This is a genomic window from Brevibacterium sp. LE-L, assembly GCF_050214925.1.
Classification (GTDB): Bacteria; Actinomycetota; Actinomycetes; order Actinomycetales; family Brevibacteriaceae; genus Brevibacterium.
Genome location: NZ_CP189759.1, coordinates 1,052,434 through 1,077,636, shown reverse-complemented (window position 1 = coordinate 1,077,636; position 25,203 = coordinate 1,052,434). Strand labels below are relative to the sequence as shown.

19 protein-coding genes, 1 pseudogene and 1 riboswitch are annotated in these 25,203 nt (G+C 62.1%); of the genes and pseudogenes, 13 read left to right on the top strand and 7 right to left on the bottom strand.

Annotated features, from left to right (window positions below):
* Positions 1-82 precede the first annotated feature (82 nt).
* Positions 83-202: riboswitch (TPP riboswitch) on the top strand.
* Between the two features lie 94 nt (positions 203-296).
* A complete protein-coding gene (locus tag ACQE2J_RS04810) occupies positions 297-1,073 on the top strand; it encodes a 3-oxoacyl-ACP reductase (RefSeq protein ID WP_127362572.1) in 777 nt (258 codons plus the stop codon).
* A 224-nt stretch (positions 1,074-1,297) separates the two neighbouring features.
* On the opposite strand, the gene ACQE2J_RS04805 is transcribed toward ACQE2J_RS04810, so the two are convergent.
* A complete protein-coding gene (locus tag ACQE2J_RS04805) occupies positions 1,298-2,755 on the bottom strand; it encodes an MFS transporter (RefSeq protein WP_426937205.1) in 1,458 nt (485 codons plus the stop codon).
* Positions 2,756-3,180: 425 nt separating this feature from the next.
* Here ACQE2J_RS04805 and mobF point away from each other — a divergent pair, with 425 nt between their 5' ends.
* Positions 3,181-6,630: a MobF family relaxase gene (gene mobF, locus ACQE2J_RS04800; protein WP_426937493.1), complete on the top strand. Its 3,450-nt coding sequence runs from the start codon at positions 3,181-3,183 to the stop codon at positions 6,628-6,630.
* A 329-nt stretch (positions 6,631-6,959) separates the two neighbouring features.
* On the opposite strand, the gene sigJ (ACQE2J_RS04795) is transcribed toward mobF, so the two are convergent.
* Positions 6,960-7,883: an RNA polymerase sigma factor SigJ gene (gene sigJ, locus ACQE2J_RS04795; RefSeq protein WP_101582779.1), complete on the bottom strand. Its 924-nt coding sequence runs from the start codon at positions 7,881-7,883 to the stop codon at positions 6,960-6,962.
* Between the two features lie 106 nt (positions 7,884-7,989).
* A complete protein-coding gene (locus ACQE2J_RS04790) occupies positions 7,990-9,576 on the bottom strand; it encodes a cytochrome bc1 complex cytochrome b subunit (RefSeq protein WP_101582781.1) in 1,587 nt (528 codons plus the stop codon).
* 523 nt (positions 9,577-10,099) lie between these two features.
* On the opposite strand from ACQE2J_RS04790, the gene sigJ (ACQE2J_RS04785) reads away from it, so the two are divergent.
* The 11 genes and pseudogenes from sigJ (ACQE2J_RS04785) (at position 10,100) to ACQE2J_RS04735 (ending at position 21,027) form a co-directional block, all read left to right on the top strand.
* Positions 10,100-11,068 (top strand): RNA polymerase sigma factor SigJ, encoded by a 969-nt coding sequence (gene sigJ / locus ACQE2J_RS04785; protein WP_101582877.1) that lies wholly within the window; start codon positions 10,100-10,102, stop codon positions 11,066-11,068.
* A pseudogene (locus ACQE2J_RS04780) lies at positions 11,049-11,180 on the top strand (NAD(P)-binding protein); the annotation flags it as partial. The gene sigJ (ACQE2J_RS04785) and the pseudogene ACQE2J_RS04780, both read left to right, overlap by 20 nt.
* Positions 11,181-11,315: 135 nt before the next feature.
* Complete coding sequence (locus ACQE2J_RS04775) at positions 11,316-12,266, top strand: FAD-dependent monooxygenase (protein ID WP_426937492.1); 951 nt, start codon at positions 11,316-11,318, stop codon at positions 12,264-12,266.
* 5 nt (positions 12,267-12,271) lie between these two features.
* Positions 12,272-13,915 carry a flavin-containing monooxygenase gene (locus ACQE2J_RS04770; RefSeq protein ID WP_135447411.1) on the top strand — a complete coding sequence of 548 codons (1,644 nt, stop codon included), beginning with the start codon at positions 12,272-12,274 and terminating at the stop codon, positions 13,913-13,915.
* Positions 13,902-14,369: a PhzA/PhzB family protein gene (locus ACQE2J_RS04765; protein WP_101582791.1), complete on the top strand. Its 468-nt coding sequence runs from the start codon at positions 13,902-13,904 to the stop codon at positions 14,367-14,369. The genes ACQE2J_RS04770 and ACQE2J_RS04765 overlap by 14 nt, the downstream gene beginning before the upstream one ends.
* Positions 14,369-15,553 carry a 3-deoxy-7-phosphoheptulonate synthase gene (locus ACQE2J_RS04760; protein WP_101582792.1) on the top strand — a complete coding sequence of 395 codons (1,185 nt, stop codon included), beginning with the start codon at positions 14,369-14,371 and terminating at the stop codon, positions 15,551-15,553. Before ACQE2J_RS04765 ends, ACQE2J_RS04760 begins: the two co-directional genes overlap by 1 nt.
* Position 15,554: 1 nt before the next feature.
* The gene (locus ACQE2J_RS04755; protein ID WP_426937204.1) at positions 15,555-16,178 is read left to right on the top strand and encodes an isochorismatase family protein; all 624 of its coding nucleotides are present in this window, start codon (positions 15,555-15,557) and stop codon (positions 16,176-16,178) included.
* On the top strand, positions 16,175-18,076 hold the full coding sequence (locus ACQE2J_RS04750) for an anthranilate synthase family protein (protein ID WP_180959191.1): 1,902 nt from the start codon (positions 16,175-16,177) through the stop codon (positions 18,074-18,076). Before ACQE2J_RS04755 ends, ACQE2J_RS04750 begins: the two co-directional genes overlap by 4 nt.
* The gene (locus ACQE2J_RS04745; RefSeq protein ID WP_164743280.1) at positions 18,051-18,887 is read left to right on the top strand and encodes a PhzF family phenazine biosynthesis protein; all 837 of its coding nucleotides are present in this window, start codon (positions 18,051-18,053) and stop codon (positions 18,885-18,887) included. The genes ACQE2J_RS04750 and ACQE2J_RS04745 overlap by 26 nt, the downstream gene beginning before the upstream one ends.
* Before the next feature lie 19 nt (positions 18,888-18,906).
* Positions 18,907-19,542: a pyridoxal 5'-phosphate synthase gene (locus ACQE2J_RS04740; RefSeq protein WP_009883831.1), complete on the top strand. Its 636-nt coding sequence runs from the start codon at positions 18,907-18,909 to the stop codon at positions 19,540-19,542.
* Between the two features lie 1,185 nt (positions 19,543-20,727).
* Entirely contained in the window at positions 20,728-21,027 is a 300-nt protein-coding gene (locus ACQE2J_RS04735; protein ID WP_009883830.1) for an antibiotic biosynthesis monooxygenase family protein, read from the top strand.
* Positions 21,028-21,103: 76 nt separating this feature from the next.
* Here the strand turns inward: ACQE2J_RS04735 and ACQE2J_RS04730 are convergent, their stop codons facing one another.
* From ACQE2J_RS04730 to ACQE2J_RS04715, 4 genes are read right to left on the bottom strand one after another with little or no spacing between them, the layout of a single operon-like run.
* Entirely contained in the window at positions 21,104-21,781 is a 678-nt protein-coding gene (locus ACQE2J_RS04730) for an ATP-binding cassette domain-containing protein (protein WP_426937203.1), read from the bottom strand.
* On the bottom strand, positions 21,778-22,695 hold the full coding sequence (locus ACQE2J_RS04725; protein ID WP_426937202.1) for an ABC transporter permease: 918 nt from the start codon (positions 22,693-22,695) through the stop codon (positions 21,778-21,780). Before ACQE2J_RS04725 ends, ACQE2J_RS04730 begins: the two co-directional genes overlap by 4 nt.
* The gene (locus ACQE2J_RS04720; protein WP_426937201.1) at positions 22,692-23,645 is read right to left on the bottom strand and encodes an ABC transporter permease; all 954 of its coding nucleotides are present in this window, start codon (positions 23,643-23,645) and stop codon (positions 22,692-22,694) included. The genes ACQE2J_RS04725 and ACQE2J_RS04720 overlap by 4 nt, the downstream gene beginning before the upstream one ends.
* Position 23,646: 1 nt before the next feature.
* Positions 23,647-25,194, bottom strand: coding sequence for an ABC transporter substrate-binding protein (locus tag ACQE2J_RS04715; protein WP_426937200.1), 1,548 nt, complete (start codon positions 25,192-25,194; stop codon positions 23,647-23,649).
* Between the last annotated feature and the right edge of the window lie 9 nt (positions 25,195-25,203).

Here is a 25,203-nt window from a genome sequence, read left to right as displayed (position 1 = left end):
GGTGTTCTGTGACAGCGATTCCAGTAACGAAGAATCAGGCCGTCCGAAGCTTGTGGAGAGTGTGGTTTCCGTGATGTGATGGTGGCGTGACACGGGGCGCCGCCCGTTCCAGCTTTCGAGCACGGGACGTGGTCGGCTGAGATGACACCCGTTGAACCTGATCCAGTTAGCACTGGCGAAGGGAATGTCCGGACTTTCACCCGCCGACAATGTTGGCGGTGTCAGCGCACCGAAGAGCAACTTTCGCTCTTCGGTGCGCACGGGTTGCCTTCGCCTCGATATCGAGAGGCATACACATGGCACACACTATTCTCCCCCTCACCGAGCAGATCGTCCTCGTCACCGGCGGCGCCCGCGGACTCCGAGCTGCGATCACTCGCGCGTTCCTGGCCCAGGGTGCGCGAGTGGTCATCGACTACCACACCTCCCAGGACGCCGCGGAGGACCTCGCCGCCGCCCACCCCGGAAAGGCGATCGCAATCCGGGCTGATGTCCGCGACCGCGCCCAGGTCGATGCCCTCGTCGCTGAGGCCGCCGATCGCTTTGGCGGTCCGATCACCACGGTCGTGAACAACGCGCTGGCTGACTTCTCCTTCAACGGCGACGCCCGCTCCCACGCGGACCAGATCTCCTACGAGGAGATCACCGCACAGTTCACCGGCTCCGTGCATGGGCCTCTCAACGTCATCCAGGCCACCCTTCCCGGCATGGTCGAGGCGGGCTTCGGCCGGATCGTCAACATCGGTACGAACCTCTTCCAGCACCCCGTCGTGCCCTACCACGACTACACCGCGGCGAAAGCAGCGCTGCTGTCCCTGACACGCACCTTCGCCGACGATCTCGGCCCGCAGGCCATCACGGTGAACATGGTCTCCGGGGGGCTGCTGCTGACCACCGACGCCTCGGCGGCGACCCCTGAGGCGGTCTTCGAGGGCATCGCCGCGGGCACCCCGCTGCGGGCGGTGACGACGCCGGATCAGCTCGCCGACCCAGTCGTATTCTTCGCTTCCCCGTGGGCCAGGGGTGTGACGGGTCAGAACCTCATCGTCGACGGCGGACTCGTCAAGGGGTGAGCGGCGTGGAAGGCAAGCAGGCCCACTTCAACCTCTTCATCCACGGTGTCGGTCATCGCAGCGCGGCCTGGTGGTCACCGCCACGTCGTGCAGCGCAACGACCGACTGCGCCTCGTCCCTGAACACCGTGACCACGCCTCTCTCATCTCACTCTTCGTTTAAGCAGAGCCCCTGCAGAAGCCCCGTTCATTCCCTTGACGGACACGCCGTCAACACCCTTCGGTCTAGATTTCTGGGGCGCTCTTCTCTCCGTGGGCTCGGAGCATGCCGAAGGCGACGAGGCCCGCCGCGAGCACGGTCAGAGCGATTCCGCCCCAGGTGACCGCGAGTCGGAACTCCGCGGTCTGCTCGGTCGGCCAGGCCGATGCGGTGAGGTGCCCGGTGAAGATGGCGGCGAGGAAGGTTCCGCTCAGGGCGATGCCCACGGCGGTTGCGAACTCGCCGGCTGTATCGGCCAGGGCCGCGCCGACGGTGGTCCGGTCTTCTGGAACTCCTTTCATGACGTTGGTTCCCGCGACGACGCCGACGACCCGCATTCCCGCCGCGACGAGCACGAGGGCCACAGCGATCCAGACGTATCCGACGCGTCCCAGAAGCGCGTAGACGGCCAGGCCCACGACGACGGCAGAGGCGCTGAGCCAGGCCGCTCGATCGAGTCCGAGCTTGTCGACGAGGATCGAGATGACGGCGCCGCCGGCGACGAGGACGATCACTTGCGGAAGCATGCCCAGTGCTGCCTGGGCGGGCGTCCATCCCCAGTCGAGCTGGAGCTGAAGTGCAACGAGGTACCCGATACCTGCGACGGCGAGGTTGGCTGCGCCTTTGAAGGCCAGTCCGCTGGACACGAGCGGGCTCGCGATCAGCTGCAGGTCCAGCAGGGGGTATTGGAACGAGCGCTCGCGCCAGGCGAATGCTGCCGCGAAAGCGATGGTCGCGGCCACCCCGGCCCAGGGGAACCAGGTGTCTGCGCCCACTTCGACGAAGAGGGCGGGGGCGAGCAATGCGGATGCGATGGCCGCGGTGCCCAGGATGGCTCCCCAGATATCGACAGGATCGCGGTGAAGCTCTTCTGGCCGGTCGGCGGGAATGCCTTTGTGGATCGCGATGAAGGCGATGGCTGCGATCGGCACGTTGACCAGCAGCAGGGTCTGCCACGGTGCGATGGCGAGGACGAAGCCGCCGGCGATCGGGCCGACGGCAAGGCCGATGAGTCCTACGGTGGAGATCACCGTCATCGCGCGTACCCGGAGGCGGTCATCGGCGAAGAGCCGGAACGCGAGAGCCAGGGAGCCCGGCGTGGTCATCGCGGCGGCCACCCCCATCGCCGCGCGAACGGCGATGAGCTGCCCGGCAGTGGCCACGAAGGCTGTCGCGAGACTCGTCATCCCGAGCAGCACGAGCCCGGCCAGCATCATCTTGCGTCGGCCGATGCGGTCGGCGACGGCGCTGAGCGCGAGCATCAATCCGCCGAACACGACGGAGTACACGCCAGTCACCCATTGCAATGCGGTGGCGGTGGCCTGTAGTTCCCGGCCGATGGTGGGCAAGGCGACATTGAGGATCGAGTTGTCGAGCATCTCGAACAGGAACACGGCCGACAGCCCGGCCAGCGCGATCCACGCGTCCTTCAGCGTGTGAGGCGGCTGCGCGGCCTCGGACTGGTGGCTGGGACGACGAATCATGGGTCACTCCTTCTCGGTGAAGAAGTGACGGGCCGTTCGTCCCGTGTGTGCTCGTGCGCTCTGTAGAGAGCCTCGTCTTCAACAGCGACGCACGTTTTTACTTCCGATGATCCCAGACTACCACTCGAGCGACACGCGTTTCAGGAGGCGAGCCTCCCCGCCCCTTCCTCCTGGTCCTAGTGTCTGTTCGACCTCGCCACAGTCTCAACACTCGTCTCCGCCCTCACCCTGACTCCTCCATACCGGATCGCTGGACCACCCAGAGCTGTCTCGACTCATCGGCTCCAGCCCGGCAACTCACCCTCGCGATGGCCTCCCCGATCAGCCCCGCCGCCTGAAGACACAAATAAATGGACGCATGTTACCTGCGGTAGTGCCCGCACACCTTCCTCACGAAGCGACTCGTGAGGAAGGCGGTGACCGGCATGAAAGGCGGCGTGACCCTCTTCCGCGGACCGGGCACTGCCGCCCGCCGGTACCTCGAATCCGACCGGTCCACCGCGGATGACTACTACCTCGAAGGCGGCACCGCCCTCGCGGACTTCACCATCACCAACAGTCGCGGTGAGGTCGTCTCGAACACCGGGCTGGACCCGGAGCAGTACGCAGGCTGGGTGGACTGGGTCCATCCGCTGACCGGGGAGCGGATGGGCATCCCGCGGGAGGCTGGCGAGGTCCGGAAGGGCTCCCCGCGGTTCGCGGAGATGGTCGTCAACACCCCCAAGTCCCTGTCGATCGCTGCCGCCCTGCACCCGGAGGTCTCTGACGCCCTCGATGCCGCGCAGCAGGACGCGGTGGCCGAGATTCGGCGGTGGCTGGCACAGCACGCCTACACGCGAGTCGGCCCGCGCGGGCAGCAGGAAATCATCCCGGTCGAGTCGGTGCAGACCGTCGCCGTGGTGCACCGCACCAGTCGTGCCGGTGATCCGCACCGGCACGTGCACTTCCAGATCGGCACCCGCGTGCCCGCCGCGGGCAAGTGGCGTGCCCTCGATACCGCGGTCCTGTTCAAGCAACAGGGCGCCATCCGTGCACTCGGCGCTGCGGTGATCGCCGCGCACCCGCACCTGGCTGCAACCCTGGACCGGCTCGGGCTCACCCTCGACCCCGTCACCGGGGAGGTCACGGAGCTGGAGACGTTCAACCCGGTGATGAGCAAGCGTGCCCATCAGGTCGAACGCAACCTGAAGCGGTTGGAGGCCGAGTGGGAGTCCGCGCATCCCGGCGAGGAGCCCGGCCCCGTCGTCCGCGCGCGGCTGCTGCACAAGGCGTGGGCGCATGAGCGGCCGAACAAGAAACCGTCCGACCTCGGCGACGAAGATGCTTGGAAGCAAGAGCTGGTCGAGGCCGGTTACAACCCCGAGACCCTCACCCGTGCACCAGCACCCGAGCGGGTGTCCGTCGATGACCTCAGCGTGCAGGAAGTCGCCAACCGTGCCCTCGACCGCAGTGCGGCGGGTGGGTCGACGTGGACGGTGCACACCATCCGCGAGCACGTCACCCGCATCACCACCGACCACGGCGCGCAAGCGACACCTACGGAGTTGCGCGAGTTCGTGCAACTCGCCACCGATCTCGCAATAGGGGATTGCTTCTCCGTGCTGCCGCCCGGTGCCGTGCACCCCGAGCATGTTGCACACCTCACCAGTCTGCGGGTGGTGGAGGCCGAGACGCAGTTGCGTGACCGGCTCGAAGCGCAGGCACCGAACCGCGAGCCGCCCCGTCCCGACCTGACCGAGCTCGCCGCCGAGCACGGTCTCGATGCCGGGCAGGCCGAGGCTGCGGCCGCGGTCGCCTCCCCTGACCCGCTCGTCGTGGTTGAAGGGGCCGCCGGGTCCGGGAAGACCACCATGCTCGCCACCGCCATCGAAGCCCTCGACCACGACGGACGGTCGGTGCGGGTGGTCACCCCGACGAAGAAGGCCGCCCAAGTCGCAGCCGAGACCCTGAAGGTGCCCGCGGATTCCGTAGCCGCGCTCGTCTACGCGCACGGGTTCAGGTGGAACGACGACGGTGTCTGGACCCGCCTCAATCCGGGCGACGCCGACCCCGCCACGGGCCAGACCTACACCGGCCCGCCCAAGGGACCACGGTTGGTGCGGGGTGAGCGAGTGATCGTGGACGAGGCAGGAATGCTCGACCAGGACACCGCCCTCGCCCTCCTCACCATCGTCCGCGAGGCCAAGGCGTCGGTGGCGCTGGTCGGCGACCGTGCCCAGCTGCCCGCGGTCGGGCGTGGCGGGGTGCTCGACATGGCCGCGCACATCCGTGGTGCAACCGTGGACATGAGCGAGCTGCACCGCTTCGACGACGAGCAGTACGCGGCGCTGACGTTGCGGATGCGCGACGGGAGGAACCCCGCGGCGATCTTCGACGTGTTGCAGGCGATGGGTCTGGTCCGGTTGCATGCCGACGATGACGCCATGCGCGAGCACATCGCCCAGAACACGATCCCCGAGGATGCGGTCACGGTGGCGACCAACGACGAGGCCACCGCGCTCAACGAGCGCATCCGCACCGTCCGCATCGAAGCTGGCGAGGTCGACGACGCCCGCACCGTGACCGGTTCTGATGGCCTGGCGATCGGTGTGGGTGATCTGGTGCAGGCGCGGCAGAACGATGCCGAGTTGCGGGTGGCGAACCGGCAGACCTTCACCGTCCAACAGATCAGCGAGGACGGTACGGTGCATGCCATCGAGACCGGCACCGACCGGAAGCACAACGTCACGGTCACCCTCCCGCCGGGGTATGTGGCCGAGCACGTGCATCTGGCCTACGCCTCCACCGCCTACGGCGTCCAAGGCACCACCGTCGACAGTGCGCACACGGTGCTCTCAGACGCTCTCGACGCGGCAGCCGTCTATGTGGGCCTCACCCGTGGCAGCGGACGCAACGAACTCCACGTGATCGCTGCGGACCTCGCAGGGGCGAGGGCGCAGTTCGTGGAGGCGATGGGTCGCGACCGCGCCGACCGGGGCCTGACCGATGCCACCGCCCGCGCGAACGAGGCCATCGCCGGTCTGGTCAAGGACGGACCTATCTCGATGGTCTCGGAGGAGCTGGCGCGGCTCGACGGGCTGGCGGAGAAGGCGGAGCAGCGGGCCGCCTGGTGGGAGAACGTCGGCGACCAGCTCACTGGGCTGTCGGCCCGGCATCGGGATGAGACGGATGAGAGCACCAGCGCCCTCGCCACGGCAGAGGAGCACGCCACCACCGTGGGGGCCGACACTCTCGCACCCCTGGAGGCCCGCGCCGAAACCGAAGGCCAGGAATACCTTGACGCCGTGGGCGAGGAAGCCCAGGCCGCCGGACGGCTCGCGACGGCTGGCTGGTTCGGCAAGCGGCGCGCCCAGCGCGAGCACGACACCGCCCGCGAGCACACCCAGGCCCTGCGCGGTCGCCTGTCCTCGGAGTGGGGCACTCTCCCGCGGCATGGGGGCGACCTCGACGAGTGGGTGGATCGTGTCGCCGCTCAACGGGCCGAGGAGTCTCCCGAGGTGGTGGAGGCTGGCGAGGCCGTGGTCGAGGCGCGGCAGGCGCGTACCGGGTTGCAGGAGCGACAGCGCCGCGACCGGCTGACGCTATTGGCGCGCCTCCACGGGGTGGACAACGTCCGCCGTGACCCCGACCGCTACCTGCGCACGAGCCCCCGCAGGGAGGCGGCAAAGTGGAGGGCGTCGGCGGAAGAAGCGCGGGCCGACGCCGCCGAGCTTCGTGGCCTGCCGTCGGATCAGGCGGCGGATCTCATCGAGATCAAACGCGCCACCGCCGAAGCCCACGAGACAGCGCTCCGGGAACGGCAGCGGCAGCTCCCCGACGAGCAACACCCCGCCCGGAGCACTCCTCGCCGAGAGGGTCCGGCACGCGGTCTCTAGGAGGCAGGCGGCTTGCCCCAGATGCGCCGCTTGGTCAGGTGCCAGGCCCCGCACGACGGGCACTCATAGATCCGCAACGGACCGGCATAACGTGAGCGGCGCAAAGCGACCCGCGCGGCGTCACCATAGTCTCCGTACTGACGTTTGCCGGTATCGAGACACAGTGCGCGGCTCTGAGCGGGATGGTGCTTCTTCCGTCTGCGATGTCGGGCCATGTGCATCTCATTTTATAATTGAAGTACTGGTTTCCAGTCGCGCAGGGCTCCATGGAGATCTGAGAGAAGTGCGGCCTTGCGAACATTCTGGCGTCTGAGGACCGTGTGTGCTCCTCACTCCCACGCTGCTAGCTTTTCCGGATTCCGCACGGCCCATATATGATCCACCATTCCCGAACTCACATTCACAGAAATGACTGCGACGATCTTCCCCTCGGAGGTGGCCACCAGGCCAGCCTCTCCGTTGACAACCTGTTCTTCGATATGGAGGCCCGGTTGGCGGCCAAACGCGCCAATGAAGAAACGAGCCACTTCCTCCGGGCCATACAACGGCTCCAAAGCAGCAGAAACGAGACCGCCACCATCGGTGACCGCCGTGACATTGGGGTCCAGCAGCTCAATAAGCCCCCCAATGTCGCCTTCGCTCCATGCGTTCTTGAATGAACGGACGACGGCAGCATGCTCTTCACTCGGCACCGCAATCTGGCGCGAATCTCGAATCCGCTTTCGTGCGGAAGACGCCAACTGACGGCAAGCTACCGGTGATCTTCCGACGATCTCAGCGACCTCTGCGAAGGTGAATCGAAAGACGTCATGCAGAACGAAAGCCACGCGTTCAGCTGGCGTCATCGACTCCAGCACAACTAAGAGGGCCATCGAGACGGACTCGTCCATACTTACTCGATCTGCTGGGTCGATCGAAGCTTGAGATGAGCTGCTAGTCCAGGCACTTGGATCGGGGATAGGTTCAGGGAGCCACTCGCCGACGTAAAGCTCTCGACGAACGCGCGCACTGCCGAGAAGATCGAAACAGATTCGGCTCGCGGTCGTAATTAGCCAAGCGCGTGGCGATCGCACGTCCTCGCGAGCAGAATCCTCAAGCCGATACCAGCGAATGTACGTATCTTGAACAGCGTCTTCAGCATCGCTGAGCGACCCGAGGAGTCGATAGCACAGGCCGAGTAGGATACTGCGCTCTTCGACGGCGTCCCCAAGGCTCGGCGGCTCAGTCACAGCCGACTCAGTGGCGTCCGGCATGATCCCTCCTTCTCGCCACCGGCCAGCTCGAGCAGGCAAGGCGGCTCTTGATTGAGACTATACAGCGGGGGCAGACCACCCCCTACAGGGAAGACGAAGCACACGATCAGAGTGTGAGGTCTGCTCCACCAGAACGTCGAGTGGTGTCGTCGCGTACAGGAGAACCGTCAGTCCGGGGGTTCTCAGAGGATTCCGTCGCTTGTGGCTCAGCAGATGAGTGACCGCGAAGCTCCCGAACCTCGTCAGGCGAAGGCGGAACGATACGATCCTCAAAGAACCTGCGAGAGAAGAACGCTCGCGCCCTCTCCCTGATTCGAATCCGCCCAGACTCATCTGGCCGCGGATGCAGTGGAGAGGGAGACTCATAGTTGACAAGCTCCCATCGTTGGAACTCATCAACCGGTGCGTGTATCTCCTGGTATTCGCCGCTCGGTAGACGCACGATCCTCCCCGTTTCGAAACCGTGCAGTGCGATCTCCTTGTCCTTTCTCTGCAGGCCGAGGCAGATCCGTCGAGCGATACTGAAGCCAACGATGGGTCCGAGGAACAGTGACACCTGGAGCGCAAGAATGACGTCCTCGTTGCTGAGAGAAAAGTGCAAAGCGATGACGTCAGAACCGGCAGCTATCCATAGAACCGCGTAGAAGACGATTGCGGCAATGCCTATACCGGTACGTGCGGGTGCATTCCTGGGGCGGACCAGCAGATGATGATCGCGTTTATCGGCGGAAATCCACGATTCGATAAATGGGTAGAGGATTGCAGCGACGAAGAACAACCCACATACGGCGACGGGAACGAGGATCGCAAGAGTGAGCGTATAGCCACTCAAGACGATCTCCCATCCTGGCGGTACGAGTCGCTGCGCCCCGTCCAGGAACGCGACAAACCAGAGAGCGCCGCCCCCGGCCGAAGCATTACCTGGGTCAGCGGGGCCATAGGTCCAGATCGGATTGATCGTCACAGTGGCGGCGATGAGGAACAGGATGCCAGACACCATGAGCATCAGACCGAATCGCTTGACTGCGGCGGGGGCGAGCGATTTCCCGACCACGTTGTTCTCGGACCTCCCTGGCAAAGGGAACTGAGTGGGCTTGTGACGGAATGTTTGAAAAGCGATGACAAGACCGAATAGGGCGATCAGTGCCGGAAGGATGAGGACATGCATCGGGTGCACCGTTGCTATCGCTCCGGATGGAAAGCTGCCTTGAAAGAAGAGTGATGAAAGAGTCGTACCAATCACTGGTATGGCCTTTAGGACGCCGTCGAGGACTGCAAGACTGCTGCCTGAGAGCATGTCATCCGGAAGGAAGTGCCCTGTCAGTCCCGCCATCATCGCCGTCATGAGGCAGCCGAACAGAGCTATCCAAGCTATTTCCCGCGGCTTGCGAAACTCGGCGGTAAAGAAGACTCGCAAGATCTGAAGAATCAGAGCCGCGATCATGAGCGATGCGCTCCAGGAATGCAGTTGGCGCATGAGCAACCCACCGCGGACCTCAAAGGACAGCTCCATGGTCGATGTGAATGCTCGCGAGGCTTCTACACCTCGTAACGGCTCATATGGGCCTTGGTACGTGACTGTTTCGACTGACGGGTCATAGAAGAACATCAGGAAGACGCCCGACAACATGCAGACGATGAATGACGCCAGGGCGATATGGATAAAGAAAAACGACCAATGATCGGGAAACACCCTGGTCCTAAGCTTTGCCAGCCAAGTGCTTGCTCCGACGCGCTTGTCTATCCAACTGCCGACCCGGTCGACGGCTCTCGTTCTCGGCGAATGTTCGCGTGGCACAAGTATCCCTTTCGTTGGCCCGTGGCACTTCAGCTGACCAACTAAGAGACGACGCGGCGCTGCGATCTGTGAGGCGGGACTCCCGCACTTCAGCGACTAAGGCGAGTCGCAACGCAGCCGGAGCGGGCGGTCCCGGGCCTCGGACTGCGACCGGCGGGACCGGCCCATAGCACCGTCCTTGACCTGGCCCGTAGGGGGGGGCTTCGAAGCGACCGTCCCCCACCCAATGCCGCCGCGGGGAGCCGCGATGACCAGCGCACCTGACGTTTTGAACCGCTGCTCCGTCGAAGTGTTACCAGAGTCACACCAGACGGACCACACCGCCGAAGGAGCCCGCACATGCAGACAGTAGTCCCGCATACCGCCAAGGATCAGACCACACCCGACTTCGGGTACGACGGAAGCACGAGTGATCGCCATGGTTCCCCGTGACAGCCACACCGAATCCGCCAGGTCTTTCCTCGAAGTCGTACAAGGCGAGCGGCTTCGCCTGCTGTCCGTCGCCTACAACCTGCTCGGATCAGCATCTGACGCAGAAGACGCAGTACAAGAGGCCTATCTCCGCTGGTACCGCCAACCGCCGTCAGAGCGGAATGCGATCAAGACGCCGGGAGCTTGGCTCACTAAAGTCATCACCCGAATTTGCCTCGACCAACTACGGTCGGCCCGCAAACGACGCGAAGTATACGTTGGCGAATGGCTTCCCGAGCCGATCCCTGCCTTCGATGTCAGAGTTGCCGAACCTTCGGAGACCACATCCGCCGACCCTGCCGACCGCATATCACTTGATGAGTCGGTTTCCATGGCGCTCCTGATCGTCCTCGACAAGATGTCACCCGCCGAACGCGTCAGCTTCGTCCTGCATGACGTGTTCCAATACTCCTTCGCCGAGATCGCGGAGATCGTCGGGCGTACCCCTCATGCGTGCCGCCAACTCGCTTCGTCAGCGAGGAAACGAGCAAAGAGCGCCACCTCTGGACGCGTCGAACAGGACGAACATCGGCGTGTTAACCAAGCTTTCAAAGAGGCATGGCAGCAAGGCAGTCTCACGAAGCTTCTTAACGTACTCGATCCAAGCGTTACCACCGTCACAGATGGGGGGGGAATCGTGAGCGCAGCAATTGACCCAATGGTCGGTGCAGAGCAAGTCGCCGCCTTCTTCAAGGCAGTCATGATCAAGCAACCCGACCTGATCGTCTCCGAGGCTGTCGTCAACTATCAGCCCGGCTTGATCGGGTCGTCGCATGGGCGCGTGATTGCTGTCGTAGCCACGCAGATCACTGGGACCCGAATTAGCAACATCTGGGCCGTTAGAAACCCCGAGAAGCTCCACCTCTGGCACAACGAACTCTCTGAAGGTGAGCCTCATGTCTTGCGCATTGCCTGAAAAAGCAACTCGAATCGCAATAGTGGGAGCCGGTATCGGCGGACTCATGCTCGCGGCTTCCCTCGGCGAGGACTACCAGATCGACCTCTTCGATCATCGGAGCTCGCTGAACGGTGACGGCTACGGACTCAACATCCAGCCTATTGCAGTAACGGAACTCGCTGGCCTCGGGCTCCTGTCTCGCTTGTGCAGCCTCGGAATACAGACTCGCGCACACCGGTACCTATCCTCAGACGGACAACAGATCATGGAAGAACCTCGGGGACGGTTCGCTGGGGAAGAGATGCCCCAACTATCGATCCTCCGACACGATCTGGTTTCGATCCTGCTCGCCCAGCTGCCCGGTAGTTGCCGGATACACACGAGCGCCACGATCACGATCGAAGACTTAGAACGGTGGGATAGGCAATCTCCTGCACCATATGACCTCATCGTCGGAGCGGACGGCATCAACTCCGTCACCCGTACCTACACCGTAGGAGCCACCGCGCTTCACGATGGCGGCATGACTCTCTATCGCGGAGTCGCGGACCTCCCCAAGATGCTCGACGGAGAGACCTTCATCCTCGTCACAGCCGACGATGGCTGTCGACTCATCGCCTACCCGGTCTCCGCGCCCATTGCTAGAAGCGGATCGAGCCGGATCAACTGGGTGCTCCTCGTCCCTGACAGAGTCTACGAGGGACAAACTCCGGTCCTCGGCGAGAGCCAAGAAGCCGTGCGGCGCATACTGGGGTCCCTCATCGGAAACTGGGCCCTCGACTTCCTAGACATCGAAGCGATGATCGAGAAGTCCCCGACCATCAAGTCGGACCGCCTCCGTGACCGTGACCCAATCAATCAGTGGTCCCGCTCACGAGTCGTATTACTTGGCGACGCGGCACACCCGATGTACCCCATTGGGGCACAGGGTGCCTCGCAAACTATCGTCGACGCCGCCTGTCTTGCCGGGGCAATCAAGACCGAAGCCGACCCATTCATCGCCATTGCGGAGTTCGTGTCCGCCAGGCTTCCTCAGACCAACAACGTCGTGCTCGCGAATCGAAAGATGAACCGCGAAGAACTCGAACATGTCGGCACCGCCAGTAGCACCCGATCCGAAAAGTTTCGAACCACAACCTCGAACTATCGCCAAGCTGTCCGCGATAGAACTCGGCCGCACTCAAGCAGCGTCGGCCACAACACCATCGAAAGGTAACCGACGTGAGCTATCTGAAGTGCGACGTAATCATCATTGGAGCCGGAGTCTCAGGGATCTATGCGGCCCATAAGCTCTCCAACGACCTCGGTCTCGACGTTGTCGGCATCGAGAAGGGCAGCGATGCGGGAGGAACCTGGTACTGGAACAGATACCCAGGAGTTCAGGCTGACACGGATAGCCATGTCTATCGGTACTCCGGTGATCCGACCGTATCGCCCTCCTGGGATCGCGCCGCGCGATATCAGAAGGGCAGCCAGATTCGTGACTATCTTCAGGATTTCATGAAGCGGCAAGACTTGGACAAGATCTTCCACTTCGAGACGACCGCAACTACGGCTGACTTCAAAGAAGAGCAAGCACGGTGGGAAGTGCGGACGGACAGAGGCCAGACGTTCTCGGCTCGGTATCTCATCGGAGCCGCCGGCGTCCTCTCGAAGCCGGTCCTCCCCAACATCCCCGGCCTTGCATCGTTCACCGGGCAGACCATCCACACGGCTCGATGGCCTGAAGGCGTGAGTCTCGCCGGAGCAAGAGTCGCGGTGTTTGGCACCGGATCAACTGGTTGCCAGCTCATCGCCAATGCAGCGACCGAGGTCGAAGAGATGGTCGTCTTCCAACGCACAGCCCAGTACGTCGTCCCGGCGGGGCAACGACGGTGGACCGACAGCGAATCTCACCACTATGAAGAGTCCTTCGCCGAACTCTGGGATGCCTGGCGGCTGACGAGACTTGCGTGCGGTTTCGAGGAGCCACAAACCGGGGCGCAAGATGTCGATGAGAAGACGCGAGAAGAAGTCTTTGAGAACGCCTGGGAGGAAGGCGGAGGCTTCAATTTCATGTTCGGGACGTTCTCCGATCTTGCGTTCAATCGCGTCTCCAACAACGCCGCCGCTGACTTCATCAAGCAGAAGATCAACGTCATCGTCAGGGACAGCGACACGGTGAAGGATCTGACTCCCACCGAGCCGTACGCCAGGCGCCCCGTCGCTGTAGACAACTACTACGAGACCTTCAACCGCGAGAACGTATCCCTGGTGAACAGCAGACGGAACCCTATCCGATCCGTTACGCCGCACGGAATCACCCTCGACGACGGACGCTTCTTCGAAGTCGATGTCATCGTGTTCGCCACCGGGTTCGAGGCAGTAGACGGGGCATACCGCGATTTCCACGTCCAAGGGCGAGAAGGCACGAACCTGCTCGAACACTGGGGCGATGCTCCTTCGTCGTACTTAGGGATTGCTACGCCGAAGTTCCCGAACTTCTTCACCGTACTTGGACCTTTGGGGGTCTTTTCGAACTTGCCGCCAGGCATCGAGGCACAGGTCGATTTCATCGCAGAGGTGATCGCGGTAGCCGACTCTACCGAGGCCGCCACCATCGAAGTACATCCAGACGCTGTGAATCGTTGGGCGGTTGAGTCCACGGAGATGGCCCAGGGCTCCGTTTTCGCCGAAGTTAAATCGTGGATCTTTGGGTCAAATGTTCACACCGACAGCCCCCGAGCACTCTTCTACTTCGGCGGCCTCGGCTCATACCGCCAACGACTTCGCAACGAGATCGACAATCGACTTCCAAGTTTCCAGCTGTCCACCCGGTCGCGGCTGACTCAACAGAGAGAAGGAGCACACCATGTCCATCAGTGAGAACGATGACCTCCGCAACAAGAACCTCCAAACCGTCGAACGGTACATGCATACCAAAGGCGAGGACCGATACCACCGACACAACCTGTTTGTCGAGGAAGGGATCGGGGGTCTCTGGACCACCGAATCGGGACAAGCAATCGAGATCCGAGGCAAGTCGGCGCTTGAGCGGCATGCGCACTGGTCGCTCCAGTGCTTCCCTGACTGGGAGTGGTACAACATCACAGTCCACCCTGAGACCGATCCCAACCATTTCTGGGTCGAATGCGATGGTCACGGTGCCATCCGGTTCGAGGGGTATGACGAGGGATACTACGAAAACCACTTCCTGTTTTCGTTCGAGATGGACGGCGGCCTGATCGTCCGGTGCCGCGAATTCATGAACCCCATCTTGCAGCTCAAGGCCCTCGGCCTCCCGGTGCCGCGAATTGAACGCAAAGGCATCCCCCAGTAATGACTACGCCGACCAGAAGCCACACGCATCAGTCCACTCTCACTCGATACTCCTCCGCAGCGCATCAGCCCACATGGCCCCAACCGCACCTAGTCGAGCAGGTGCGGCACCGGCTGGAGGCGGCACAGTCCCTCGTGACCCCAGAGGAAATCGAGGAGCTGCGAGTCTGTCTGGCAGTTGTCGCCAGCGGCCACGCAACCGTCGTTCAGCTTGGCGACTGCGCTGAGCCGTTCGTCGAGCTATCACCGCAGGCCGTCGACCGGAAGCTGGACTTCATAGATGAAGCCGCTGACCTGGTCGCTGGAGCCACCGGCCAGGGGGTGATCGCTATCGGTCGGGTCGCGGGTCAGTTCGCGAAGCCCCGCAGCAATCCGACCGAGACCGTCGCCGGACAAGACATTCCAACGTACATGGGCGACGCAGTTAACGGGCCTGGATCAACTCCTGAAGAACGCGAGCCGGACCCGTTCCGGCTCTTGAGAGGTCATCGTTTGGCCCAGCGGGCGACGGAGGCCATACGTCACCACAACAGCACGACCGGACGAAAGATCTGGACGAGCCATGAGGCGCTGCTGATGGACTACGAACACCCGCAGGTTCGATTCCAGGGACATGATCGTTACCTGACATCGACGCACTGGCCCTGGATAGGCAACCGTACCCGGCAGCTCGACGGTGCCCACTTATCGCTCATGGAGGTCATTCGCAATCCGGTGTCTTGCAAGATTGGACCAGGTGTATCAACGAGCGAAGCTGAACGGCTTGTCAGGACCCTTAATCCGCATAACGAAAAGGGGCGCCTCTCGCTCATTGCGCGATTCGGTCGTTCACGGATCAGAGATGACTTTCCCGCCGTCGTCTCGGCACTATGCACCGCCGGCCTTGAAGTTAATTGGATGGTGGATCCTCTTCACGGCAACACGAGAAGTGCTGATGATGGAGCCAAGACACGACTGATGCCTGATGTCCTGGACGAGGTAACCGCCTTCAACGAAATTCTCAAGACCTTTGACCTCCACTCCGCAGGTATCCATCTGGAAGCCACCGGAGACTATGGGATCGAAGAGTGCACCACGAGTGTCGATAGCCGACGTGGGTCTAACAGCTACCGGAGCCTCTGCGACCCGCGTCTCAATCGAATCCAAACTGCCGAAGTCCTAACCGCTTGGACGGAGGGCCGCTGACATGAAACATACATTCACAACTACGTCATACGCGCAAGTCACTATCGCTGATGTGAAGACGCGCGGACCCGGATGGGCACTCGATTGGACCCGCGCGGCACTGCTCGTCCATGACATGCAGGAGTACTTCGTCCGAGCACTGCCAGCTGAGCCATCTCATCAGTTGCAAAGCAACGTCAGCCGGCTCGTACGTCTCGCCAGAGATCGAGGAGCGCCGCTGATCTACAGCGGTCAGCGTGGCGGGATGACCTTGGAAGAACGAGGACTCATGACGGACTTCTGGGGGCCTGGGATGGACGCAGACGAGGAGGACCGCCGCTTGGTCGACTCTGTTGAGCCTACGGAGCAGGACTCCCGAATTACGAAATGGCGCTATAGCGCCTTCACCCACACCGGCTTGGCAGAACTCCTCTCGGGTTTCGGCAAAGATCAGCTGATCGTCTGTGGGATCTACCTACATGTGGGCATCCTGGCAACTGCCATCGACTGCGTCGCCGAAGACATCCAGTGCTTCGTGATCGGAGATGCAACCGCAGACTTCAATCGAACTCTCCACATCGACACGCTGGAATATATCGGCGATCGATGCGGACAGATCACGTTCATTGGAAGCGACCTGATATGAACTGCCAGGTTTCCGCCAGCCAGGCGTTGCAGATAATCAGCGAACACGAGACCAGCTACGCCCTGATACTGCGACAAGCGACCCCGGACTATATCGACCTGCTCATCTTCGACGCCAGCACCGTTGAGGACACGACTCAGATCGCCACCGACGATGAAGCCACCAAACTCGTACTCCTTCCTTACCGTTCGATCGAAGAACGTGGATTCTCCGCTCAAGACGACAAGCAACCAATCTTGACCTGCACGGTGTCCCAGCACTATGTCACAGACCGCGACGAATTCGAGAGCCTGGTCGCGGGACCAATAGGCCACGTGGAGAATTTCGAGTTCGATATCAGCGATGCGGAATACGCGGACATTGCCTCCGCCTCCATTGTCGAAGACATCGGCAGCGGCCTCGGGTCAAACTTCGTCCTAAAACGAACGCTTCAAGGAACGCTGAGCGATAGCAGTAACGCCTCACTACTCGGACTCTACAAGCGGCTGCTCCAACGCGAAGCAGGCGCCTATTGGACCTTTCTAGTCTCGTTGGAAGACAGAGTCTTCCTGGGGGCTTCTCCTGAGCGCCACGTGTCGCTTCATGACTCAATCGTAGCGATGACCCCCATCAGCGGAACTCTAAGAGCGGAAGGGCGTCGACCGACAACACGCGAGGTCCAAGCGTTCTTAGCAGACCAGAAGGAAGCCGATGAACTCCTCATGGTGCTGGATGAGGAGCTGAAGATGATGGCCTCACTCTGCCCGGAAGGGGCCGCCGTAATCGGTCCACGCATTCGTCGAATGTCTAACGTCGTCCACACGGAGTTCGAAATCTCCGGTCGGACCTCCGCCAACATCGGCCGAGTGCTCAGATCGACCCTCCTAGCTCCAACAGTCGTGGGGAGCCCCCTGGAGAGCGCTACTCGCGTCATCCACAAACGGGAGCCCTCGCCGCGCGGCTACTACAGCGGCGTGGTGGCTCTGGTCGAACCCGACGGCGGCGGCGGACAATCTCTCGATTCAGCCATCCTCATCCGAACCGCCGAGATATCGCGATACGGCGACGTAAGTATTTCGGCTGGCTCAACTATTGTGCGCCATTCAGATCCCGACTCCGAAGCGCAGGAGACTCGTGCCAAGACTGCGGGATTGCGACAGGTCTTTGAGGCTGAGGCTTCCCTTGACGCCTCCATTGGCCAGGCCATGACAGTTCGCCGCGCCGTAGTGTCCGACTTCTGGCTCAAGAGCACAACTGAGCGCGCACTGAACCGACATCGATTCAGCGGCCGGACATGCCTCATAGTGACCGCCGAAGACGACTTTACACACATGCTGGCTGTACTACTCAGATCCTTGGGATTCTACGTGGACGAACAACCAGCCCTCGACGTGGACGAACTCCCGGCTGACCGTGATCTGATTCTGTTCGGCCCTGGTCCCGGCAACCCCGAGAACAAGACCGATCAGCGCATCGTTTCTCTTCACCGGCTCATCCGGTCCGCGCTGTTGCAACGGCGACCGTTCCTCGCCGAGTGTTTGAGCCATCAGATACTCGCGCTAGAGCTTGGCTTGCCCATAGCTCGACTAGCGCAACCGCACCAAGGTGAGCAGATCGAACTTCCGCTCTGGAATCGACAAGCGACACTGGGGTTCTACAACACATACACCGCTCGTTCCCTAACCCCCTTCGTCCATTCCAGTCCCGCAAGGCATGTCCGGGCGATCCTGCACCCTGACTCCGAGGACGTCGCAGTACTCAGCGGTACGGCGTTTGCCTCGACCCAGTTCCACATTGAGTCAGTTCTGACTCACAACAATGATTGGCTGCTCGCTGAACTCATCGAGGGTGTACTCAGCCGTTCCGAAACGAGGACGACCAAGAAGGTGGACCGTGGAACATCAGTACCAATTAGTTGACGCGTTCGCCACCAGACCCCTGGTCGGTAACCCAGTTGCTGTGTTCCTCGACTCGTTCGACTTGGACCAAAGGACGATGCAAGACATCGCCGCCGAGTTTCAACTATCGGAAGTCGTCTTTGTCGACAGACCGAGGAGCGATCCGACGCGGGTGCAATGCAGAATATTCACCCCTGTGAACGAACTGCCGTTCGCGGGCCACCCGCTCATCGGTGCAGCGCGAGTGCATCTGGACCGTCATCAACTCTCTAACGCAACGTTCACAACTCCGTCCGGGGCGGTAAGGATCTCCAAAGATCCGGCTGATACGAGTAGCGTGCAGATCACCCAAGCCATGCCCACTGAGGTCGCAACCGAACATGCAGCTGAGCTGAAAGCCGCTCTAGGCACATCGAGCTTCGCTGGCCCGCCAGCGCTTTACGACGCGGGTGCCAGACATCTCGTAGTACCCATCAGGACCGTAAATGAGTTGATGGCGATACGCCCAGATCAGCGCCGTCTCTCTATTTTCGAGGACATGGCGATCAACTGCTATGCCGCAGAAAACGGAGTCCTGTTCAATCGAATGTTCTCCCCGGCATATGGTGTCCAAGAAGATGCGGCCACCGGATCAGCCTGCGCACCAATAGCGCTACATGCGGTGTCGATCGGACTCCATGACTCACTACTCCGGGTTGAAGTCCGACAAGGGCACAAGCTCGGCAAAGATTGTCGGATGACAGTTTCGATTCGACAGGATCAAGAGCCGCAATGCGCTGTCTCCTTATCGGGAGCTACGGCTCTTGTCGCTCACGGCACGCTACTCGTATAAACCAGAACGGATCGAAGCAATGAATGACAATCTTTCGGAGACCCTCACAGGCCATATCGAGGTAGATTTCCCTGAGTATCTAGATCCACCTGGCGAGCCTTTCGAGCTACTGACCTCATGGCTGAAACGCGCCGTGCGTCTCGGGGTCCGCGAACCGCTAGCAATGGCGTTGGCTACCTCTACAAATGCGGGCCAGCCGTCGATCAGAACAGTAGCATTGGCGGAGCTCACGACCGCTGGTCTCATTTTCACGTCTCACTCCAACTCCCCTAAAGGCCAGGAGGCTCTGGCGAATCCGAAGGTGGCAGCGCTGTTTTACTGGCGTGAAACCAGCGAGCAGGTGTGCATCCGCGGTTCTATCCAATGCCTAGACGAGACCGTTGCCGACAGGATGTGGCAACGACGCCCGCTCGGCACACACGCGATGTCCGTTGCCTCCTGTCAAAGCCGTCCTCTAGATGATGTTGAAGGCCTCCGCCAGACGGCCGTGCAACTCGCCGAGGATGCCCCATTGCCGAGACCGGTAACCTATAGGGCTTTCGAGATTCAACCTTCCGACATCGAGTTCTGGGCGAACGGCCGTGACAGGCTGCATGAGCGACTGCTCTTCTCACGCCGGGGATCTGGCTGGGCGGTTTCGAGGCTTCAGCCGTGAACTCCTGCGCGTCACAGACGAACGATCTGGGCAGACGTTCTGATGAACGTAAGGCTGCGCTCTCAGTGCGTAGCCTGATGAAGTGGCACTTTTCACCGCGTACGGGCTCGCCATTTTGGGTTGCGTCTCGTCCGTCATTGCCTTTTGACCCGCTGAAGGATGTACGAACCCCGGAGCAGTTGGATATGTTCACCGACTGGACAGGAGTGCCTGACGAGGCTAAGGGCTTGAGTCTCATTCCGGCTGGGCTTCCTCGTGCGGAGCGTATCGTCAGGGCTGGTTATCGAGGCGCAGGTCTGCCCTTGCTGGAGCGTTGGCTTGATCAGTTGGTGACCTGGCGCGTATCGGGATACAGCAAACCACCTGCCCTTGGAGGGGATTGCACGCTAATTGCGTTAGCGCCGGACGCTCAATTTGCTATTGCCGTGAGTGCCGAGCGAGCTAGGAGGTTGGGGACGCGTCCGTACCTTGTAGACCCCCATGAGGCGACCCTTCGGGAAGTCCCCATTGGTTCCTGTGACGAGGGTGCGCGTCGATGCTGGACTGCTATGCCGGACGCTCAAGTCCGGTACATATCAACATCGCCGGGCTACCTCGTATCCCTCCTCGCCAATGCTCGTTTCAGTCGTGTATTGAGTCGGTCGGTTCGTCATGTCGCTATCTACGTAGACTGGGAGCACGAAGATCTCGCGTTGGCTGCGTTGCATGCAGTTCCAGAACACGTGGAGGTCAGCCTTGTTGTCAGTGTTCCTGGAGCACTAGCTGAATTTAGGACCGGCCTGGTTCGCCGGAAGGATAATACGTTCAAGTTCCATGGGTTTGATCCGCACATATCTGTGACCTGGGGGAAGTTGGGTGACAATTCTGATTCCTGCCCCGAACTGCGGTCCGATCTCCGGGTTACTCATCTAAGCCGGTGGGGGTTCTTGCCAGGAGTGTGGGTCAAGACTGAGCGCGTTGCCTACAGTCTCGGTCGCACATCCGCGGGCTTCGGGGTGCGTCGTCACTGACGCGCAACGGGGTCGCTCTAGCCCGCTCTGACCGTCGAAGAGCAGCGAGACGTCCTACACGCCTCACACTCTCGTCAGCTAGCTCGTCTGTCTACTAGGCACGGAAGCAGTGCCCCCGGAACTCGGCTCCATGTGAGTCGACTCCGGTCGAACTCGAACCCAACGGAGGATCGCAATGTCCAATCCAGTCACTTTCGTCAACGTCATCGACGTCGAGCCGGAGAAGCAGCCGGAACTCGTCGAGCTGCTGAAGGAGGGTACCGAGAAGGTGATGAAGCACCGGCCCGGTTTCATCTCTGTCACCCTGCTCGCCAGCGCCGACAAGACGCGCGTGCTCAACGTGGCCCAGTGGGAGTCTGCCGATGATGTCAAGGCGACCCAGTCCGACCCGGAGGCGGCTGAGTACGCGAAGAAGACCGCGGGCATCGCGAAGGCGAGCCCTGGTCTTTACCAGGTTGTGGGTGAGTACAAGTAACCCAGCCACCGTCGAACCCGGGGTGTGAGCGACACATCGCTCACACCCCGGGCTTCGCACAGCTCAACTGTCTTCGTCATGCCGCCAGCTTGAAGTCGGTACACTGGAGATACGAAGTACGATACGTATCACCCTTGAGCATGTTCGGCTCGTCGAGGATGAGCACATCGGGGTACATGGCGAAGGCCATGGCGATGCCGATGCGCTGCTGCTGACCGCCGGAGAGCTGGTGAGGCCAGCGTTTCTGATACGCCTTGTCTCCGGGCAGTCCGACATCGACGAGCACCTCGGCGACGCGATCGGTTCGCTCCTGCTCCGAGGATCCGAAATCGTGGATGTCGAGGACTTCCCGGATCTGTTCGCCCACCCGCATGGCCGGGTTGAGCGAGAGTGCGGGGTCCTGTGGGATGTACGCGATCCGGGATCCGCGCAGATCTCGCAGAGCCACCTCGTCGAGGTCGCCGACTTCCACGTGGGTGGCCTCACCGCGCGGCCAGATGCTCACGGACCCCGACCCGAACTTCAGCCCTTCCCGGAAGTGACCCATACATGCCAGACCCGCAGTGGTCTTGCCGGACCCCGACTCGCCGACGAGCCCGAGGATCTCCCCGCGGGACAGGGCGAAGTCGACGCCGTGGAGGATCTCATCGCCGGCGTTCGTGAGCACGCGCAGGTCGGACACCCGCAGGACGATCTTCTCGTTCGGTTCGTTCGCGGCATCGTGGCGAACGGTTTCTGTCTTCGGGCTCATCATGCCTCCACGGATGTCGATGCGGTGGCTCGGGCGAAGGAGTCCGCGAGCAGGTTGGTGCCGATGGTCAGCAGAGCGATCGCGATGACCGGCAGCAGCACACCCCAGGGTTGGATGGACAGGGCGATCCGGTTCTCGTTGATCATCAGCCCCCAGTCGGCGGCCGGCGGCTGCAGGCCGAGTCCGAGGAACGACAGGGAGGCGATATAGCCGATCGAATAGGTCAGGCGCAGCCCGGCCTCAACGCTCAAGGGCCCGGTAATGTTGGGCAGCAGCTCACGGATGAGCACCTTCCACCGGGGCATCGCATACATCTCCGCGGCCTTGATGTAGTCCTCGGTGATGACGCCCAGGGTCGCGGACCTCGCCACACGGGCGATGCGCGGGGCGTGGGTGAGACCGATGACGGTCACGAGCACCCAACCCTGCGGACCGAGCACCGTGATCGCCAAGAGGGCGAACACGAGCTGCGGGATGGCGAGGATGACATCGTTGAGACGCATGATCACGGCATCGAACCTGCCACCGACATAGGCGGCGAGCATGCCGATGATCGCACCGACGACCATACCGAGGACAGTGGCCAGCACACCGTAGACGATGAGGGTCACACCGCCGGCGAGGAACCGAGACAGCACATCCCGACCGAGGTTGTCCGAACCGAACAGACCGTAGGGGCTGAAGGGCTTCGTAACGAACTCGGTGGCGGTGTTGCCCGTCGCCCAGGGCAGCAGCAGCGGCCCGCACAGGCTGAGGACGACCACAACGACGGTGATCGTCAGACCGATCTTGCCCTGCTTCTGCGCCAGCACGCGTTTGTAGAAGGGGACGTAGGTGGTCTGGGATTCCTTGGGAACCTCGGCGGCGTCGGTGGCCGCGGACTTGAGGTCGTCGAGACTGTTAGCATCGGTGCTCATGCTGCGCTCCTCAGTTTCGGGTTGGTGAGGATGCCGACGACATCGGCCGCCAGGTTCACCACGACATAGACGGCGGCGACGAGCATGGAGATCGCCTGGACGACCTGCACGTCTCGGTAGGTCACGCCGTCGATGAGTGCTTGGCCGAGCCCCGGGTAGCGGAAGAGGAACTCGACGACGACCACGCCGCCGGCCAGCCAGGCCAGCTGGATCGCCACGACCTGGGCGACGGGACCCAGCGCGTGGGGCACGGCGTGGCGCAGGATCACCCGCTTCTCCGGGACGCCTTTGAGCCGGGCCATCTCGACGAAACCGGAGTCGAGGACCTCGATCATCGTCGCCCGCATCATCCGCACGATGTAGGGGGTGACGACGAGGATGAGCGTCACCGTCGGCAGGATGAGCTGCTCGGGGCGGTTCCACACCGGTTCTCCCGGCGGGGCCAGGGTCACGGCCGGCAGGATCTGGAACACCGAGGTGGCGAAGATCGCGATGAGGCCGATGCCGATGACGAACTCGGGCATGGCGGCGAATACGAGGGAGGCACCGGTCATCGCCTGGTCGCGGCGACCGCCGCGGTGCAGGGCCTGGTAGACGCCGAGTCCGATGCCCAACGGCACGGAGACGATCGCGGCCAGCCCCATGAGGACGAAGGACGCCCAGACCCGATCGCCGAGCAGCGCGGAGACCGATCCGCCGGTCGCCGAGGAGGTTCCGAAGTCTCCGACAAAGAGCCCGCCCAGCCAGTGGAAGTACCTCAGCCATGCGGGATCGTTGAGTCCCAGCTGTTCGTTGAGTGCTGCGATGCGCTCGGGGGTGGCCTGCTGGCCGAGGATGGCTCGGGCCGCGTCGCCGGGCAGCAGCAGGGTCGCGCCGAAGACGAGCAGGGATACTGCGATGAGAATGAAAGCGGAGAAGAGAAGCCGCTTACCGATGACTTTTCCGAACATGTCAGACCTCTCCGATCCACACGCGGTCGAATCTCCAACCGCTCAGGGGCCGTCCCGTCGAGTTGGGGATGAGCCCTCCGACGTACTTCTGGAAGGCGTCGACCTGGTTGGCGAAGCCCCACACGATGTATCCGCCTTCGTCATAGAGCATCTTCTGCAGCTCGTGTTCCATGTCCCGCCGCTCCCCGGCGTCGGGGATGGCGCGAGCTTTGTCGAACACCTTGTTGAACTCCGGTTCGTCCCAATGGGTTTCGTTGAAGGGCGATTCCTCGATGCACGAGGAGATGACCTGCGGCATGAAATCGCGGGTGTACCAGAAGTCCTGAGCGAAGTCCCATTTGAGGTATTCGTCGCCGAAGAAGGTCGTCGCATCGACCTTGCGGATCTTCACGGTGATGCCGGCGTCTGCGGCCTGTTGGGCGAAGACCTGCGCGGCTTCGACCGCGCCGGATTGGATGGGGGCGGTGACGAGCTCGACCTCGAGCCCGTCGGGGTAGCCTGCCTCGGCGAGGAGCTTCTTCGCTTTGTCGATGTCGCGCTTGCGCTGCGGGAACTTCGGGTAGTTCTCACTCAGGGGACCGAACATGTCGTTGCCGATGGTTCCGTAGCCGGAGAGCACCTGTTCGATCATCTGCGGGCGATCGACGACGAGGCGGAAGGCCTGTCGGACCTTGACATCGTCGAAGGGCTTCTTGTCCACCCGCATGGTGAAGGGCAGCCACATACCGGTCTTCGAGTTGAGGATGGACATGCGCTCATCGGCACCGATGACTTCGACGAGGGCCAGCGGAATGCCGGCGATCGCGTCGACCTGGGTCGATAGGAGGGCATTGATGAGTGCGTCGTCATCGTTGAAGTTCAGCAGCTCAACCTCGTCGAGGTACGTCTTGTCGTAGTCGAAGTAATACTCGTTGGGGACAAGCACCGTCGATTGGGCTGCGGTGAAAGATTTGAGTTTGAACGGCCCGGAGCACACCGGGTTCTCCGGGTCGTAATCGACGGGGACGATGCCGGCGGTGTATTCGGCGACGGCGTCCTTGAACAGTCCGTTGGGTTCGCTGAGGTGGAATTCCACGGCGCGGTCTCCCTTGGGGACGACCTTGTCGAGCATGGTGAAGTTCGCGGCCGCGGTCTTCGGGTCGTCGGGGTCGGTGATCCTCTCGAATGTGAAGACCACATCCTCGGGGGTGATCGGCTTGCCGTCGGAGAACTTGACGCCCTCTTTCAGCGTGCACGTCCACACCGTGGAGTCGGAGTTGGCTGTGATCGACTCGGCCAGCAGCGGCACGACCTGAGAGTCGTCGTCCCAGCCGTAGAGGGCGTTGTAGAGGTTGACGGCACGGCAGACGTCGCCGTTGTTGACGGGGATGTGCGCGTCGATGGTGTCGGCGGAGTTGCCGCCGGTGATCCCCACTCTCAGGGTGCCGCCTTTGACGGGCTTGCCGGCATCCGCAGCGCCGACAGTTCCGCCGCCACAGGCGCTCAGCCCGGCGAGCGCGGACACAGCGAGTCCGGCTCCCAGCGCTTGTCTTCGGTTCGGTGTGTTCATGTGCCTTCT

Coding starts and splice junctions, on each gene's coding strand:
- ACQE2J_RS04765 (WP_101582791.1), top strand. CDS start 13,902: ATGTCCATCAGTGAGAACGATGACCTCCGCAACAAGAACCTCCAAACC.
- ACQE2J_RS04805 (WP_426937205.1), bottom strand. CDS start 2,755: ATGATTCGTCGTCCCAGCCACCAGTCCGAGGCCGCGCAGCCGCCTCAC.
- mobF (WP_426937493.1), top strand. CDS start 3,181: ATGAAAGGCGGCGTGACCCTCTTCCGCGGACCGGGCACTGCCGCCCGC.
- ACQE2J_RS04760 (WP_101582792.1), top strand. CDS start 14,369: ATGACTACGCCGACCAGAAGCCACACGCATCAGTCCACTCTCACTCGA.
- ACQE2J_RS04750 (WP_180959191.1), top strand. CDS start 16,175: ATGAACTGCCAGGTTTCCGCCAGCCAGGCGTTGCAGATAATCAGCGAA.
- ACQE2J_RS04755 (WP_426937204.1), top strand. CDS start 15,555: ATGAAACATACATTCACAACTACGTCATACGCGCAAGTCACTATCGCT.
- sigJ (WP_101582877.1), top strand. CDS start 10,100: ATGGTTCCCCGTGACAGCCACACCGAATCCGCCAGGTCTTTCCTCGAA.
- ACQE2J_RS04715 (WP_426937200.1), bottom strand. CDS start 25,194: ATGAACACACCGAACCGAAGACAAGCGCTGGGAGCCGGACTCGCTGTG.
- ACQE2J_RS04810 (WP_127362572.1), top strand. CDS start 297: ATGGCACACACTATTCTCCCCCTCACCGAGCAGATCGTCCTCGTCACC.
- ACQE2J_RS04740 (WP_009883831.1), top strand. CDS start 18,907: ATGAATGACAATCTTTCGGAGACCCTCACAGGCCATATCGAGGTAGAT.
- sigJ (WP_101582779.1), bottom strand. CDS start 7,883: ATGCCGGACGCCACTGAGTCGGCTGTGACTGAGCCGCCGAGCCTTGGG.
- ACQE2J_RS04720 (WP_426937201.1), bottom strand. CDS start 23,645: ATGTTCGGAAAAGTCATCGGTAAGCGGCTTCTCTTCTCCGCTTTCATT.
- ACQE2J_RS04725 (WP_426937202.1), bottom strand. CDS start 22,695: ATGAGCACCGATGCTAACAGTCTCGACGACCTCAAGTCCGCGGCCACC.
- ACQE2J_RS04735 (WP_009883830.1), top strand. CDS start 20,728: ATGTCCAATCCAGTCACTTTCGTCAACGTCATCGACGTCGAGCCGGAG.
- ACQE2J_RS04775 (WP_426937492.1), top strand. CDS start 11,316: ATGGAAGAACCTCGGGGACGGTTCGCTGGGGAAGAGATGCCCCAACTA.
- ACQE2J_RS04730 (WP_426937203.1), bottom strand. CDS start 21,781: ATGATGAGCCCGAAGACAGAAACCGTTCGCCACGATGCCGCGAACGAA.